The 15,909-nt window shown below is 73.0% G+C and carries 10 protein-coding genes and 1 riboswitch; of the genes, 7 read left to right on the top strand and 3 right to left on the bottom strand.

The genetic code is table 11. The features are described from left to right. Nucleotides 1-138 precede the first annotated feature (138 nt). On the bottom strand, nucleotides 139-735 hold the full coding sequence (locus O7634_RS05670; protein WP_278149108.1) for a hypothetical protein: 597 nt from the start codon (nucleotides 733-735) through the stop codon (nucleotides 139-141). Between the two features lie 71 nt (nucleotides 736-806). Then, entirely contained in the window at nucleotides 807-6,614 is a 5,808-nt protein-coding gene (locus O7634_RS05665; protein WP_278149107.1) for a ThuA domain-containing protein, read from the bottom strand. A gap of 300 nt (nucleotides 6,615-6,914) precedes the next feature. Beyond that, a riboswitch (TPP riboswitch) is annotated at nucleotides 6,915-7,023 on the top strand. Between O7634_RS05665 and thiE the strand changes: the two genes are divergently transcribed. The 7 genes from thiE (at nucleotide 7,018) to thiC (ending at nucleotide 12,819) form a co-directional block, all read left to right on the top strand. Further along, the gene (thiE, locus tag O7634_RS05660; protein ID WP_278149106.1) at nucleotides 7,018-7,644 is read left to right on the top strand and encodes a thiamine phosphate synthase; all 627 of its coding nucleotides are present in this window, start codon (nucleotides 7,018-7,020) and stop codon (nucleotides 7,642-7,644) included. It overlaps the preceding riboswitch by 6 nt. Continuing rightward, nucleotides 7,641-8,849, top strand: a complete 1,209-nt coding sequence (gene thiO, locus O7634_RS05655) for a glycine oxidase ThiO (protein ID WP_278153882.1) — start codon at nucleotides 7,641-7,643, stop codon at nucleotides 8,847-8,849. The genes thiE and thiO overlap by 4 nt, the downstream gene beginning before the upstream one ends. Next, on the top strand, nucleotides 8,840-9,040 hold the full coding sequence (gene thiS, locus O7634_RS05650; protein WP_278149105.1) for a sulfur carrier protein ThiS: 201 nt from the start codon (nucleotides 8,840-8,842) through the stop codon (nucleotides 9,038-9,040). The genes thiO and thiS overlap by 10 nt, the downstream gene beginning before the upstream one ends. Beyond that, nucleotides 9,037-9,816 carry a thiazole synthase gene (locus O7634_RS05645; protein ID WP_278149104.1) on the top strand — a complete coding sequence of 260 codons (780 nt, stop codon included), beginning with the start codon at nucleotides 9,037-9,039 and terminating at the stop codon, nucleotides 9,814-9,816. Before thiS ends, O7634_RS05645 begins: the two co-directional genes overlap by 4 nt. Further along, nucleotides 9,813-10,427, top strand: a complete 615-nt coding sequence (locus O7634_RS05640) for a thiamine phosphate synthase (RefSeq protein WP_278149103.1) — start codon at nucleotides 9,813-9,815, stop codon at nucleotides 10,425-10,427. The genes O7634_RS05645 and O7634_RS05640 overlap by 4 nt, the downstream gene beginning before the upstream one ends. Beyond that, on the top strand, nucleotides 10,424-11,209 hold the full coding sequence (gene thiD, locus O7634_RS05635; RefSeq protein WP_278149102.1) for a bifunctional hydroxymethylpyrimidine kinase/phosphomethylpyrimidine kinase: 786 nt from the start codon (nucleotides 10,424-10,426) through the stop codon (nucleotides 11,207-11,209). The genes O7634_RS05640 and thiD overlap by 4 nt, the downstream gene beginning before the upstream one ends. Before the next feature lie 17 nt (nucleotides 11,210-11,226). Next, the gene (gene thiC / locus O7634_RS05630) at nucleotides 11,227-12,819 is read left to right on the top strand and encodes a phosphomethylpyrimidine synthase ThiC (RefSeq protein ID WP_278149101.1); all 1,593 of its coding nucleotides are present in this window, start codon (nucleotides 11,227-11,229) and stop codon (nucleotides 12,817-12,819) included. Nucleotides 12,820-12,975: 156 nt separating this feature from the next. Here thiC and O7634_RS05625 read toward each other — a convergent pair whose 3' ends face one another. After that, on the bottom strand, nucleotides 12,976-15,894 hold the full coding sequence (locus tag O7634_RS05625) for a hypothetical protein (protein WP_278149100.1): 2,919 nt from the start codon (nucleotides 15,892-15,894) through the stop codon (nucleotides 12,976-12,978). Nucleotides 15,895-15,909 lie beyond the last annotated feature (15 nt).

The raw sequence follows: 15,909 nt of genomic DNA, 5'->3' as shown, positions 1-15,909 counted from the left end.
ACTCGGGTTCCTGAAAATCGGGGTGACCTGCGATCGGGAGGCCCCGACTTCGCGGGACGTCGAGTTGATCACGTCGCCGAGACGACACCGGGCCGGGCCGCGACAGCGGCCCGGCCCGGTCGTGCGCTGTCTGTTCGGTCAGCTCGTGCGGCGGCGGCCGAACACCATGGCCACAGCCATCGCCAGGGCGACCAGCACGAGGCCGGCAGCCGCGAACGGCCACCAGCCCGGTCCGCCCGCCTCGTCCGTCCGCGTGGTCACCGCCACCGGCGCGGGCGCCGGCGGCGTTTGTGCCGCCTTCGCCTGCACCGTCGCGGTGGCCTTGGCCGCCAGGGGAGCGGGGGAGTCCACAGTCACCTTCCACGTGCCGGCGGAGAGCAGCGGGCCACTGCTGTAGAAGCCCTGCCCCTCCGGCTGTGGTTCCAACTGCACCGGTCCGACCCGCTGCCCATCCGGGCCGGTGGCGGTGAGGACCAGCCGCACCACCTGCTCCAGCCGGCGACCGTCGGCGTAGGTGGCCTGGATGGTGACTCCCTCGGCCCCGTCGCCGGCCACCGTGAGCTTGAGTTTGTCGGCCTTCGCCGCCGGGGCGGCCTTCGCCGCCGGGGCGACCTGAGCGGCGCCGGCTGCCGCCGGGGCGACCTGAGCGGCCTCGGCCGCCGCCGGGGCGGCGACGAACAGGGTCAGGACCAGCCCGGCGAACACGGCGGCCAACACCTTGCGGATACCCGTCACGGACATCTCCTCACTACCGATGAGGGAGGCCCCTCCCCGACGCCGGAGCGTCGGGAAGGGGCCTCGTCGGATCAGAGCTGGCGACCGGGTGCGAGCCGGGTGGCGTCGCCACCGAGCCGTCCGGTGCCCTTGACCGTCTCGCCGTCGTTCGCCTTGACCCCGGCCTTGCTGGCCTCGCCACCGAGCCGGACGATCATGGCGTCGGCGTCCCGGATCAGGACGTCGCGGATCTCCGCCTCGGCCACCAGGGTGGCGTCGGCGGCGAGCGCGCGGAACGCGGTCAACTGCTTGATCGCCTTGTTGTCGTTGCCGGCCGCCTCGGCCTGCCGGGCCGCGTCGAGCTTGGCGGTCAGCTGCTTGTGCGCCTTGGCCGAGAGCCGACCCGTCGCCTTGAACCGGTCCAGCAGACCCTGCATGTCCCGGAACGAGGTGGTGACGAAGAACCGGACGTTCGAGGTGGTCTTGTTGCCCGCCTTGTCGGTCGCGGTCACGGTCAGCTCGTGCAGGCCGAGCGACAGCTCGTACATGGCCTGCAGGGTGCCGCTGGCGTACGTCTGGCCGTCCAACTGGCCGACCACCGACGCGATGCCCGAGGTCGGGTCGACGGCCTGCCAGGACACCCGGACGTCCTGGCTGTCACCGTAGAGCTGGCCGTCGGCGATGCCGGAGACCAGCAGCGTCGGCTTGCTGCCGTCGATCTTCAGGACCGCCGACTTGAGCGTCTCGGCGTTGCCCGCCTTGTCGGTCGAGCGGTACAGCAGCTCGTGCTGCCCGTCACCGGTCACCTCGACCGGCGTGGTGTACGGCGTCCACGCGCCACCGTCCAGCGACCACTCCACCGTCTTGACGCCGGAACCGGCGTCGGTGGCGGCCAGCACGACCGGGATCGTGCCGTTGTGCCAGCCCTCGTCGTTCGCCGGGGCGAACGTCGCGGTGGTCACCGGTGCGGTGGCGTCGATCTTGACCGAGACGGTCTTGGTCGCCTCCACGTTGCCGGCCTCGTCCGTCGAGCGGAACCGCAGCTCGTGCTCGCCGTCCCCGCTGACCTGCACCGGCTCGGTGTAGGCCGTCCAGGTGGTGGCCCCGTCCAGCTGGTACTCGGTGCTGGCGAGCCCGCTACCGCCGGCCTCGTCGGCGGCGGTGAGGGTCACCGTCACCGGTCCGGTGTACCACCCCTCGACGGGGGTGCCGGACACCGCGGCCGTGGTGACCGGAGCGGTCTCGTCGGCAACCTCGGTGCTCAACCGGAAGTAGTCGAACGCGGCGGTCTTCGAGGCCGTCTGGTTGGCGCCGAGGGTGAACAGACCGACCTTCGGGGTGGCACCCACAGCGGTGTTGGTCAGCGCCTCGAGCGCGGTCCAGGTCGTCCCGTCGGCCGAGTACGACGCGGTGAACGTGTTACCGGTGCGGGCCAACCGGAGGTGCCAGACGGCACTGGTCAGGCTGGTCGCCTCCGGCTGCGGACTCTGGACGACGCCGCCGATCTCGCTGCGGAACTCGATCCGCCGCGTGACCGCCTGGCCGGCCTGGTTGTCCGCGATGAAGTCGAACTTCAGGTAGTTGTCGTCGTCCGCCTGCACGAGCAGACCGGCCTGCTGGTACTGCTCGTTCAGCAGGCTGCCGTCGACCTTCGTCTCCAGGGTCCAGTCGCCCGACGGCGCGGTCTGGAGGATGAAGTTCTTCGGCCCGGTGTTGTCGGTGCCGTAGATGTCACCGTTCGGCACGTCGATGCGCAGCGCGCCGCCGGTGACCCGGTAACCGGTCGGGTCCTCCCGCAGGATGGCGTCCCACCGGCACTTGTCCAACGTGGTGCCGTTGAACTCGTCGGACGGGTCGACCGGTCCGGCCGGGGCGTCCGGCGTCACCTGGAACGAGTCGAAGGCCGCCTCGACGACCGGCGCCTCGGTGCCGCCGTTGAGCGCGAAGACCCCGATCCGCGGGTTGGTGATGCCGGCCAGCGCCGCCGAACGGCCGACCGGGGTGAACGTCTGCCCGTCGCTCGAAACGGACGCGGTCAGGTTCGTCCCGTCGCTGGTGACCCGCAGGTACACGGTGTCACCCGCCGGTGCGTTGGTGGCGTCGGTGGACTCGTTGCGCGGCGTGCCCGCCGTCTCCCGGATGAACTCCACCCGCCGGCTGCCGTTGTACAGCAGGTCCACCTTGGCGTAGTTGTCGTCGTCGCCGTACACCAGCAGGCCGGCCTGCTGGTAGTTGGCCGTCACCGGGAGGGTGACCTTGGTGGTCATCTCCCAGGCGCCGGTCGGGGCCGGCTGGAGCACCAGGTTGGTGGCGTCGTTGCGGGCGCCGTAGAGGTCGCCCACGGCAGTGGGCAGCCGCAGCGCGCCGCCACTGAGGGAGTAGAGCTGGTTCTCCCGGATGACGCTGGTCCAGCGCTCCTTGTCGAGGGTGTTGCCGTTGAAGTCGTCCGAACGCGCCCCGAAGCAGGACGTGTCCGGCGCGTCGACCCGCACCGGTACCGTGGCGTACGACTTGGCGCCCTTGCTGTCGGTCACCGTGAGGGTGGCCGTGAAGGTGCCCGCGCTGGTGTAGGTGTGGCTGGCGTCCACAGTGGTCGCCGTGCCGCCGTCACCGAAGTCCCAGGCGTACGTCAGCGGGGTGTCACCCTCGGCGTCGGTGGCCGTGCCGTCGAAGGCGACGGTGACCGGCGCGGTGCCGGTCGCCGGGGTGGCGGTGGCACTGACCGTCGGCGGCGCGTTCTCGGTGACACCGCGACCGACGAAGTCCATCCAGTTGACGTTGAACAGTGAACCCGTGCCGCCGTTCGGGTCGCGGGCCAGGAAGTACAGCGAGCCGCTCGCCGCGCCGGTGACCGGTGCGCTCACGTCCGTGTACGTCTGCCACGCGCCGGTCGCCGGCACCGTCGCCGTGGCGACCACCGGTCCGTCGACAGCGCCCGCCCGGACCTCGATACGACCGCCAGCGGCGGCCGAGGCGGCCCGGAACCGGATCTCGGTGATGTTGGTCAGGTCCGCCGGAGCGACCGACCACCAGTCGCCGTCCTCGATGAAGCCGATGTTCTGGCCACCGCCGGCGGTGTCCGAGCCGGTCTCCCGCTGCACGCCGGGGTCGCCACCGCCGGTGCTCACCGGGGCGCGCCCGGTGGCGGTGAAGTACTCGGCCTGTTTCTGCTTCGGCTGGAGAACCTCGATCTGCCGGCCGGTCAGCGCGCCGGAACCGCCGGCGCCGCCCTCGTCGGTGTAGGTGGCCTCGAAGACCGCGAAGACGTTCGCCTCGGCGCCGTGCCCGGAGGCGAGCGACGTCTGGACGGTGCCGGTGCAGCCGGTGTGCTGCTCCAGCGGGTGGGCGTGCTCGTCGTGACCGAGGAGCACCTGCAACCCGACCCGGTCACAGTCGATCTCCCCGTCCTCGGGGTCGGTCACCTTGATCGAGTAGCGGACCTGGTCACCCCAGTTGAAGAAGCCACCGTCCGGCGGGAACTCGATGGAGACCGTCGGCGCGGTGTTGCCCACGGTGACCGGCACGTTGGCCACCGCGGTCCGGCCCTTGGGGTTGGTGACGGTGAGCTGGGCGGTGTAGTTGCCCGCCGTGGCGTACGTGTGCGTCGGGTTGGCCTCGGTCGAGGTCTGCCCGTCGCCGAACGTCCAGGCGTAGGTGAGCGCGCCGCCGTCCGGGTCCCGGGAGCCGGCGCTGGAGAAGGTGACTGTCAACGGCGCCGGACCCGAGGTCGGGTTGGCGGACGCCGCCGCGATCGGGGCGCGGTCACCGGCGGTGTAGTCGATCCGGTAGACGCCGGAGTTGTCGTTGTTGCCGCCGAAGCCGCTGCCCCACTCGATCAGGTACAGCGCGCCGTCCGGGCCGAACTCGAAGTCCATCGGCCGGATCATGCTCATGCCGGCGAGCAGCTGGTTGATGTCCACAAGCGACTTGCCGTCGGCGGTCACCTGCATGGTGTACATCTTGTTCTGGTTCCACTCGCCGAGCAGCGCCTTGCCGTCGTAGTAGGCCGGCCACTTGCGGGTCGAGTTGAGGTCCGCGTCGTACCGGTAGACCGGGCCGCCCATCGGGGCGCCACCGCCGCCGATCTCGGGGTAGCGCGCGTCACCGGCGTACCCGTAGTCGACGGTCGCCGGGACGACCGGCGGCAGGTTGGTCAGGCCGGTGTTGTTCGGCGAGTTGTTGACCGGTGCCGCGCAGTCGAACTTCGGGCCGCTCGGGCCGGACGGGAAGGTGTAGTCGTTGTACGCCTCGTTCGTGCCCGTGCAGTACGGCCAGCCGTAGTTGCCCGGGGTGACGATGTTCCACTCGACCAGACCGCGCGGGCCCCGGTTCGGGTTGTCACTGTTGGCGTCCGGCCCGTAGTCCCCGACGTACAGCGTGTTGGTCTTCGGGTCGGTGCCGATCCGGAACGGGTTGCGGAAGCCCATCGCGTAGATCTCGGGACGGGTCTTCTCGGTGCCCGGCGGGAAGAGGTTGCCGGACGGGACGGTGTACGTCCCGTCGTCCTCCGGGTGGATGCGGATCACCTTGCCGCGCAGGTCGTTGGTGTTCGCGGAGGTGCGCTGCGCGTCGTAGTCCTGGCGGCCCGCCCGCTCGTCGAGCGGCGAGTACGAGTTCGACTCGAACGGGTTGGTGTTGTCACCGGTGGCCAGGTAGAGGTTGCCCGCGCTGTCGAACGCCATGCTGCCGCCGGCGTGGCAGCAGGTGTTGCGCTGGGTGTCGACCCGCAGCATCTGCTTCTCGCTGGCCGGGTCGATGGTGTCGCCGGTCACCGTGAACCGGGAGAGCAGGTTGCGGGTGACGCCGTCGTTCGGCGCGTAGTAGAGGTACACCCACTTGTTGGTGGCGAAGTCCGGGTCGAGCCGGATGCCGATCAGGCCGTCCTCGTTGCCGGTGAAGACGTCCAGGTCGATGGCGGTGACGGTGTTGCCGGTGTCCGGCTTCACGATCTGCACGCGGCCGTCCCGCTCGATGTAGAAGACCCGCCCGTCGGGGGCGATGTCCAGCTCCATCGGGTTGCTGGTGTTGCTGTCCAGCGTGACCTTCTCGAAGTTGGCGGTCTTCGACGCGCCGCAGTCGGCGTCCGCGACACCGGCCGCGGTCCGGATGCCGCCGAGCAGGTGGGACAGGAACTCCGGCTCCGCGTACGACTCGCGGGTGTGGCCGCCGCCGGTGTACCAGGACCGGCCGCCGTCGTAGTCCTGACACCAGGCGATCGGGTGGTCCGCGCCCATCGCGCCCGCGCCCGGGGTGTAGGACTTCTCGTCCAGGCTGGCCAGCACGTGCACGTCCGGCCGGGGGTTGGTCTGGTAGTTGTACCACTCGTCGAAGCGGGACCAGCGGTCCGGCAGCTCGGCGGTGGACGGGTGGGCGTGGTCCTCCACCTTGACCGTTGCCGTCTGGTTCTGCGGGTGGTTGGCGAAGTACGCGCCGACCAGGTCGCCGTACCAGGCCCAGCTGTACTCGGTGTCCGAGGCGGCGTGGATGCCGACGTAGCCGCCGCCGGCCTTGACGTAGCGCTCGAACGCCGCCTGCTGCTCGGCGTTGAGCACGTCACCGGTGGTGGAGAGCCAGATCACGGCCTTGTACTTCGCCAGGTTGGCGTCGTTGAATGCCGCGCCGTCCTCGGTGTTGTCGGCGGTGAATCCGTTGGCAGCGCCGAGCTGTTGGATGGCGGCGATGCCGGTGGGGATGGAGTCGTGCCGGAAACCGGCGGTCTTGGAGAAGATCAGGACGGAGTAGGGATCGTCGGCGGCGTTGGCCGCCTTCGGCGCCACCTGGGCTGCCGGGGCCTGCTGCGGGGCCGCCTGGGCGGGCGTGCCGAACAGCGTGGTCGAGGCCATGGCCAGTGAGATCAGTGTTGCGGTGATGGGTACGCGGGCACGACGAGAACGGGACACGCCGCCTCCTGTGTCGTAGTGACAGAGCTCGCTGGAGCCGGCTCGCCGAATGCCGTCCCCGGTGGAGTCGGTGGTCACACCTCGTCAGGTGTCCCACCGACATTTTGTCGAATCGCTGAACAAATTAATTCGGCTGGTTCGATGTCGGGCAAGATGCGGACGGGTAACGGTTCTGCAACGGCGGGCGACATTCCGAACAGGACCGTATGAAGTGCCCCACAGATTTCGCCGCGCCCGGCCGCCGGACCCCCGCCGGCCCGCGCCTTGGCAGAGCGGCGGTTCTGTCGTACGGTGACACTCACGTAACCCACGGGAGCCCGGTGTACCGGGCTGAGAGGGGGGCTGACAGCCCCCGACCGTCGAACCTGATCCGGGTAATGCCGGCGCAGGGAGGAGTGTTGCCGTGCCGTCCCTCGGCCGACTGCATCTGATCACCGACACCCGACCCGGGCGCGAACCGCTCGCCGTGGTCCGGGCCGCCCTCAGCGCGGCCCGCGCCGACCTCGTCGTGCAGGTCCGGGTCGAGGACTCCGCCACCGACCGCGAGGCGTACGACCTGGCCCGGCGGGTGCTCGCGCTCTGCACGCCGTACGGGGCGACCTGCCTGGTCAACGACCGGCTGCACGTCGCCCTGGCGGTGGGTGCCGCCGGTGGGCACGTCGGGGCCGACGACCTGCCGGTCGCCGCCGCCCGCCGGGTGCTCGGCCCCGCCGGTGTGCTGGGCGCCACCGCCCGCGCGCCGGGCACGGCGAGCGCTGCCGTCGCGGCCGGCGCCAGCTACCTGGGCGTCGGGCCGTGCCACCGCACGAGCACCAAGACCGGACTCCCGGACCCGATCGGCCCCACCGGGGTACGCGCCGTCGTCGACGCCGTCGACGTGCCGGTCATCGCGATCGGCGGGGTGACCGCCGCCCGGGTGCCCGCGCTGCGCGCCGCCGGGGCGTACGGGGTGGCCGTCGTCGGCGCCGTCTCCGCCGCCGCCGATCCGGCACGGGCGACCGCCGAGCTGATCGAGGCGCTGGCGTGCTGACCGGCCGGTCACCGTCAGCGCCAGCACGCGACCGGGCCCGGCCGGACGTGGCGGTGGTGGGCGCGGGCCCGATCGGGCTGGCCATCGCGTGGCGCTGTGCCGCCCGTGGGCTGCGCGTCGAGGTGTACGACGCCGCGTCCGGCTCGGGGGCCTCGGCGGTCGCCGCCGGCATGCTCTCCCCGGTCGCCGAGGCGTACTTCGGGGAGCGGCTGTTGACCGAGCTGCTGCTGGCGTCCGCCGCCCGCTGGCCGGCGTTCGCCGCCGAGCTGACCGCGACGACCGGCGTCGGGATCGGTTACCGGACCGAGGGCACGGTGCTGGTCGGGCTGACCGGCGACGACCTGGCCGAGGCGCGCCGGCTCTGGGCGTACCAGCAGGGGCTGGGTCTGCCGGTGACCCCGCTGCGCCCCAGTGCGCTGCGCGACCACGAACCGGCGCTCGCCCCGGGGGTGCGCGGCGGCGCGCTCGCGCCCACCGACCACCAGGTCGACCCCCGCCGGCTGGTGCCGGCGCTGCGCACGGCCGCGCGGCGGGCCGGCGCGGTGCTGGTGCCACGGGCGGTCCGCCGGCTGTCCGATGTGGACGCCGGGCACACCGTGGTCGCCGCCGGCTGCGGGGCCGCCGCGCTCACCGGCCTGCCCGTGCGGCCGGTCAAGGGCCAGATCCTCCGGCTGCGCGCGCCCGACGGCGGCGCGCCGGGCTTCCGGCACGTGATCCGGGGGTACGCCGACGGCGAGTCGGTCTACCTGGTGCCTCGCCCCGACGGTGAGGTCGTGCTCGGCGCGACCGTCGAGGAGCGGTCGGACACCACTGTCACCGCCGGCGCGGTGCAGCGCCTGCTGCGCGCGGGTGTCGACCTGCTGCCCGAGCTGGCCGAGTACGAGCTGGTCGAGGCGGTCGCCGGGCTGCGCCCGGGAACCCCGGACAACGCGCCGATCCTCGGGCCGTTGCCCGGCCGGCCGGGTGTCCTGGTCGCCACCGGGCACCACCGGCACGGCATCGTGCTCACCCCGCTCACCGCCGACCTGATCGCCGACCTGGTGCTCGGCGGCGTACCCGATCCGCTGCTCGCGCCGCTGCGGGCCGATCGCTTCGACGGTGCCGGCGCTGCCGGTTCCGCGGCGGCTGGTACGCCGCCGGCGGGTTCCGGCGCGGACGGGACGGGCGGACCGGAACGGACCACGAAGGGGGACCGGTGGAGTTGACGGTGAACGGGACCGGGCGCAGCGTCGCCACCGACGTGTCGGTGGCGGACCTGGTCGGCGAGATCGTTCCGCACCCGCGCGGGGTGGCGGTCGCGGTCAACGGCGAGGTGGTGCCCCGGGCCGACTGGCCGACCCGGGCGCTGCGCGACGGTGACCGGGTCGAGGTGCTCACCGCGGCGCAGGGCGGGTGAGCGGGGTGTCGTTCGAGCTGGGTGGCCAGACGTTCACCTCGCGGCTGATCCTGGGCACCGGCGGAGCCGCCAACCTGCACGTGCTGGAGCAGGCGATCCGGGCGTCCGGGACCGAGTTGGTCACTGTGGCGCTGCGCCGGGTGGGCACCGCGCCCGGCTCCACCGGCGGGCTGCTGGAGCTGCTGGACCGCTGCGGCGTACGCCTGTTGCCGAACACGGCCGGTTGCCACACCGCGATCGAGGCGGTGAAGGTGGCCCGGCTGGCCCGGGACGCGTTCGACACCGACTGGGTCAAGCTGGAGGTGATCGGCGACGAGCGGACGCTGCTGCCGGACGGGGTGGAGTTGCTGCGTGCCGCCGAGGAGCTGGTGGCCGACGGGTTCACGGTGCTGCCGTACACCAGTGACGACCCGGTGCTGGCCCGCCGCCTGGCGGACGTGGGGTGCGCGGCGGTGATGCCGGCCGGCTCGCCGATCGGCTCGGGGCTCGGCGTCGGCAACCCGCACCACATCCGGCTCATCCGCCAGGGCGTCGACGTACCGGTGATCCTGGACGCCGGCATCGGCACCGCGTCCGACGCGGCGCTGGCGATGGAACTGGGCTGTGACGGGGTGCTGCTGGCCAGCGCCGTCACCCGGGCGGCCGACCCGGTGGCGATGGCCACCGCGATGCGCTACGCGGTCGAGGCCGGGCGCCTGGCGGCGGGCGCCGGGCGGATCGCCCGTCGCTTCCACGCGCTCGCGTCCACCCCGGACGAGGGAAGACCGGACCTGTGAGCCGGCCGTCCGGAGTCGTCCTCCTGACCGACCGGCTCGTCGCGCGGGACCGGCTCGACCGGGTCGTGGCGGGCGCGGTGGCCGGGGGAGTGCGCTGGGTGGTGCTGCGCGAGAAGGACCTGCCCCCGCCCGAGCGCGCCGCCCTCGCCGCCGACCTCCGCGCGATCCTCGCCGACGTCGGCGGGACGCTCATCGTGGCCGGCCCCGACCCGCTCGGCGGCGACGCGGTCCACCTGCCGGCCGCCGGCCCGTACCCGCCACCGTCCCATCCGCTGGTCGGCCGCTCCTGCCACGACCGGGCAGAGCTGGGCCGCCTGACCACCGAGCACTACGCCACCATCTCCCCGATCCACCACACGAGGACGAAACCCGGCTACGGCCCACCCCTGGGCGTCGCGGGGCTGCGCGAGCTCGTCGGCGTCAGCCCGGTCCCCGTGCTGGCCCTGGGCGGGATCGAAACCCCGGAACACGTCATCACCTGCGTCCAGGCGGGAGCCGTCGGGGTGGCGGTGCTGGGCGCACTGATGCGCGCAGAAGACCCCTCTGCGACAGCCGCAAATCTGGTCAGCGCCTTCCAGCAGCCCCAAACCGCAACCAAAGAGGACAGATGACGCCACGAACAACGTTGACGATCGCCGGCTCCGACTCCGGCGGCGGCGCGGGCATCCAGGCGGATCTCAAGGTCTTCGCGGCGCTCGGCGCTTACGGCACGAGCGTCCTCACGGCGGTCACCGCGCAGAACACCAGGGGTGTCGACGCCGTCCTGCCGCTGCCTCCGCGCACTGTCACCGAGCAGTTGGACAGCGTGCTGGCCGACTTCACCGTCGGCGCGGTCAAGACGGGGATGCTCGGCACCCCGGCGATCGCCGAGGTGGTGGCCGAGGCGGCTCGCGACGGCCGGTTGCCCCAGCTCGTCGTCGACCCGGTGCTGGTCGCCACCAGTGGACATCAGCTCGGTGTGGTGGGCGCCGTGGAGCGGCTGCTGCCGTACGCCCGGGTGGCGACGCCGAACTGCGCGGAGGCCGCGGCCATCACCGGACGTCCGGTGGACGACGTGGCCGCGATGGTGCTGGCCGCCGAGGCCCTGGCGGCCGGCGGCCCGGATTACGTGGTGGTGACCGGCGGTGACCTCGACGGGGGCGAGGCGGTCGACGTGCTGCACGGCGACGGGGTCAGCACTGTGCTGCGCGGCCCACGGGTGGACACCCGGCACACCCACGGCACCGGGTGCTCGTTCTCGGCGGCGATCGCGGTGCGCCTCGCGCACGGCGATCCGGTGCCGGCGGCCGTGCGCGCCGCCAAGGAGTACGTGCTCCGTGCGCTGACCGGCGCGCGGGGTTGGGAGCTGGGAGCTGGGCGCGGGCCGCTGAACCACTTCGGCTGGTCCGCCTGATCACCAGGGAGGCTGTCATGCAGGCACGAGGCAAGGTGTACGTCGAGGGGTCGCGGCCGGACCTGCGGGTGCCGTTCGCGGAGGTGACGTTGACCGGGGACCATCCGCCGGTGCGGCTCTACGACACGTCCGGCCCGGGGTCGGACCCGTCGGTGGGGTTGCCCGCGTTGCGGGGGCCGTGGATCGCCGAGCGCGGCGACGTGGCCCCGGTGCGGGGCGCGGGCACGCCGCTCGCCGGAGTGGACGGTCGTCGTCCGACGCAGCTCGCGTACGCGCGGGCCGGTGTGGTGACGCCGGAGATGGAGTTCGTGGCGATCCGGGAGAACGTCGACCCGGAGCTGGTCCGGGCCGAGATCGCCGCCGGTCGGGCGGTGCTCCCGCTCAACGTCAACCACCCGGAGTGCGAGCCGGCGATCATCGGTAAGGCGTTCCTGGTCAAGGTCAACGCCAACATCGGCACCTCGGCGGTCAGCTCGTCGGTCGCCGAGGAGGTGGAGAAGCTGACCTGGGCGACCCGCTGGGGCGCGGACACCGTGATGGACCTGTCCACCGGCAAGCGGATCCACGAGACCCGGGAGGCGATCGTGCGCAACTCGCCGGTGCCGATCGGGACGGTGCCGATCTACCAGGCGCTGGAGAAGGTCGGCGGCGACCCGGTCAAGTTGAGCTGGGAGGTGTTCCGGGAGACCGTGATCGAGCAGGCCGAGCAGGGCGTCGACTACATGACCGTGCACGCCGGGGTGCTGCTGCCGTACGTGCCGCTGGCCGTGGACCGGGTGACCGGGATCGTCTCCCGGGGCGGTTCGATCATGGCCGCCTGGTGCCTCGCGCACCACGAGGAGAACTTCCTCTACACCAACTTCGCGGAGCTGTGCGCGATCCTCGCCCGCTACGACGTGACGTTCTCGCTCGGCGACGGTCTGCGCCCGGGATCGATCGCGGACGCCAACGACGAGGCGCAGTTCGCCGAGCTACGTACCCTCGGGGAGTTGACGAAGATCGCCTGGGAGCACGACGTGCAGGTGATGATCGAGGGCCCCGGCCACGTGCCCATGCACAAGATCAAGGAGAACGTGGACCTCCAGCAGGAGTGGTGCCACGAGGCGCCGTTCTACACGCTCGGCCCGCTGACCACCGACATCGCTCCCGCGTACGACCACATCACCTCGGCGATCGGCGCCGCGATGATCGGCATGTTCGGCACCGCGATGCTCTGCTACGTCACGCCGAAGGAGCACCTGGGCCTGCCGGACCGCGACGACGTCAAGGCGGGCGTGATCGCGTACAAGATCGCGGCGCACGCCGCGGACCTGGCCAAGGGACACCCGGGCGCGCAGGCCTGGGACGACGCCCTGTCCAAGGCGCGGTTCGAGTTCCGCTGGGAGGACCAGTTCAACCTCTCGCTGGACCCGGAGACGGCGCGCTCGTACCACGACGCGACGCTGCCCGCCGAGCCGGCGAAGACCGCCCACTTCTGTTCGATGTGTGGCCCGAAGTTCTGCTCCATGAAGATCACCCAGGAGCTGAAGGAGTACGCGGCGCGCGGCATGAAGGACAAGTCGGAGGAGTTCGTGTCCGGCGGCGGGCGGGTCTACCTGCCGATCGCCTGACGCGCGGTGTCGTGGGCTTGATCGACTCGAGTTTCCTGAAGTCGGGGCTTCCGGGCCGGTGGAATGGCCCGGTTTCCTTGAACCCGAGTCGGTCAAGCTGCGGCCGGCAGATGTGACGGCGCGGGTCGTCGCGTGGGTCGCGGGTGCCGCCGTCCGTCAGTCGCGGTGGTGTCGACCGGAGGAGCGCAGCGAGCGCCGGCCGTTGCCCTGCTCGGGCTCGTTGTCCGACACCGGCTTGCTCAGACCGGCGACCCAGTCGACGAACTCCTCGTCCTGGGTGGCCAGCGGCTCGCTCTCGTCCGACGTCGGGGCGCTCGCCTCGTCCGCCCGGCCCCGGTTGCGGCGGAACAGCCCGCCGAGCCGGCCGCGCCGAGAGGGCTGTGCTGCCACGGCGTCCGTCGACCCGGCCGGTGTCGCGTCGGTGCTCGCCGGACCGCCGCTGCTGGCGCCGCTACCGGTGCCGTTACTGGTGGTGCTGGTGGCGGTGCTGCCGCTGCTGCCGGCATTACCAGCGCCGGCGCCGGTGGCGTTGCCGGCGCTGCCGTTGCCGCCAGTCGTGGTGCCGGCGCCGGTGCTGGTGGCGCTGCCGCTGGTGGCGGTGGCGCTGTCGTCGTGGTTGCCGGCGGTGGACGTGTTCGCCGTGCCCGGGGACGCCGTCTGCCGCTCGGGGCCGGTATCCCCGGTCGATGCCGGGGCGCTGTCCTGGGCGTCCCGACGTCCGCGGCGAGAGGTGTCGAACGCGTTCCAGGTGCCGGCCTGACTCAGGTCGGGCAGCGGCGCCCGGTGCCGAGGTCGCGGCAGGTGCCCGGCCGGCTCGTCCGGTGTCTCCGGCTGGGAGGGCTGCGGCGGCACGGTCCACCCCGACGTGTGCGGTCGGACCGTCGGCGTCGGCGTCCATTTGGCGGCGTCCGGGTCGCTGGCGGTGGTTACCCCGAACAACCCGGCGATGACGCTGTCCTCGGTGGTGCGCGTAGCGGTGCTGGGCGGCACGGATTCGCTTGTCGACGATGCCTGGTCGGCCGCCGACACGGGGTCGGACGACGCTGTGGTGGTGTCGGCGGCCGGGCCGCGTTGCGTCGTACCCGCGTCGGGGGCGGAGCTGCCGGGCGCGCCTGCCGGATCGTCCTGGGCTTGTGGGGGAGTCGCCGCGACTGCCGCCGCCGACCCGTCGGTCGTGGCGGTGTCCCGCTTGAGGTCCGCAGGTGTCGTGCCGGGCCCGGCGGCTGCCGGGCCCGCCGCCGCTCGCTTCGTGCTCGGGGTCGCCGCCGTGCGCTTCGAACCGGTCGCGGCCGATCGAGCCACCGTCGTCGCGGCGGAAGCGGTTGCCGTCGTCGCGGCGGGACCGGTTGCCGTCGTGGCGGCGGAAGCGCCACCCGTACCCGTGCCGTCCGGGCTGGGCGCGGCCCTGTCGTCGGCCGGCTCGGGGGCTGCCTTCCCGGGTCGGGACGCCTTCCGCGTGCGGCCGGTGGGTGTCGCGTCGCTGGTCGTCGTGTCGGCGGTCGTCCCCTGGTCAAGCGCGGACGCGGGCGGCTCGGTGGCCGGGGCGGAGCCGGTGGCCTCCGGCTCGGCCTTCGGCCTGCGGGTCCGGCGTGGTGCGACAGGCGGTGGCGTGTCGACGGCTCCGGTGGTCGCTGCCGCGCTGGACCCGACCGCGTCGTTACGGTCCGAGCCGGGGTTGTCCGGGGTCGGCGTCGCCGTGCCGGTCGCGGCCGTGGCCGTGGCGCTCCTGCGGGAGGTACGCCTGCCGCTCGTGCCGGCCACGCTCCCGGTCGGCTCGTCGGCCCCGGGGTCGGCCGTCGCCGCTTCGGCGTCGGTACGTCCCGCGGTGGCGTCGGCGGGCCCTGCCGTGGCCCCGGTCAGGGCGGTGTCGACCGAGCTGACGTCCTCGTCCCGGCTCGCCGACGAGGTCCGCGCCGCGGCGGTGAACTCACCCGTCGGAGCGGTCAACCACGCGGCCGGCGTCGCCGGGGCCGCAGCGGTGACGCCCTGCTCGCCGCCGGTGCCGGTGGTTGGCCAGTCCCAGTGGGCCGGGACGGTGCGTACGCCCGCACGCTCGCCCCACGGGGCGGGAACGACGCCCCCCGGCTCGGCCCGGGTGGCCAGCTCGGCGTTGCCCGGCTGCGCGTCGTCGTCCCCATCGTCGGAGGCGCCGGGCCGGGCCGGACCGGCGGGCAGCGGCCTCAGAATGGCGGTGGGCTCGATAGCCTTCGGGTCCGCGGTGCGGGCGACGAGCGGCCAGCGCAGCAGCGCGGCGGCGGCCGCGCCGAGCGCTCCGGCGACGATCGCGATCAGGGAGCCGTAGTACGGGGTGGCCTGGTAACGGTCGATCCCGTCACCCGGGCCGGCGGTGAGGTAGGCGAAGGCCACCAGCACCGGGCCGGCGACACCGGTGGCCCCGCTGACCAGCGGTGTCTCGCCCCGCCAACGGGCGAACCCGGCGGTCGCCGCCCCGGCCAGCAGGGCGACGGTGGGCAGCAGGAGCAGAGCCAACCGCTGTGCGACGTCGTCGTCGAGCCCGCTCGGCTCCAACACGCCGAGCCGGACGGTCGGCAGCGGGCCGGTCGTGCCCAGCGACGGCAGGACGGAGAGCAGCGCCAGCAGCCAGACCGCCCCCGCCACCGCCGCCATGTTCCAGCCCAACTCGGGACGGAGCAGGACGGCGATCGCCGCGCCCGCCCCGATCACCGCGCCGACCATGGCGCAGATGCCGACCGCCCAGACCGGGTCGACGGAGATCAGCTCCGCGGCGCGGGCGGGCTGCATGCACAGCGGGGCGATGACGGTGGCGCCGAGCGCCGCCGCGGCACCGATCGCCAGGTGCCGACCGGTGCTGGGAGCCGGGGCGTCCCGGCGGGCGAGGCGTCCGGTCAGGACGGCGCCGGCGACGGCGGCGTTGCCGGCGAACCAGCCCACCCAGACGAGCTGGGCCGGCCACTGGTTGACCGTCGTCCCGGTGAAGGCGCCGGTCAGCCGGACGATGCCGAAGCCGTACGCGACGCCGAGCTGGCCGGCCCCGGCCAGCACACTCACCCCGAGCGCCGTGAGCAGCAGTCTGCCCCAGGTCCGATAGGCCATGTCCGGCACGTTACG

The organism is Micromonospora sp. WMMD1120, assembly GCF_029626235.1.
Taxonomy (GTDB): domain Bacteria; phylum Actinomycetota; class Actinomycetes; order Mycobacteriales; family Micromonosporaceae; genus Micromonospora.
This window is presented reverse-complemented; position numbering and strand designations above follow the sequence as displayed.

What these genes read in the sequence shown, in the direction of transcription:
- thiD (WP_278149102.1), top strand. Translation starts at nt 10,424, where the DNA reads ATGACGCCACGAACAACGTTGACGATCGCCGGCTCCGACTCCGGCGGC.
- thiC (WP_278149101.1), top strand. Translation starts at nt 11,227, where the DNA reads ATGCAGGCACGAGGCAAGGTGTACGTCGAGGGGTCGCGGCCGGACCTG.
- O7634_RS05625 (WP_278149100.1), bottom strand. Translation starts at nt 15,894, where the DNA reads ATGGCCTATCGGACCTGGGGCAGACTGCTGCTCACGGCGCTCGGGGTG.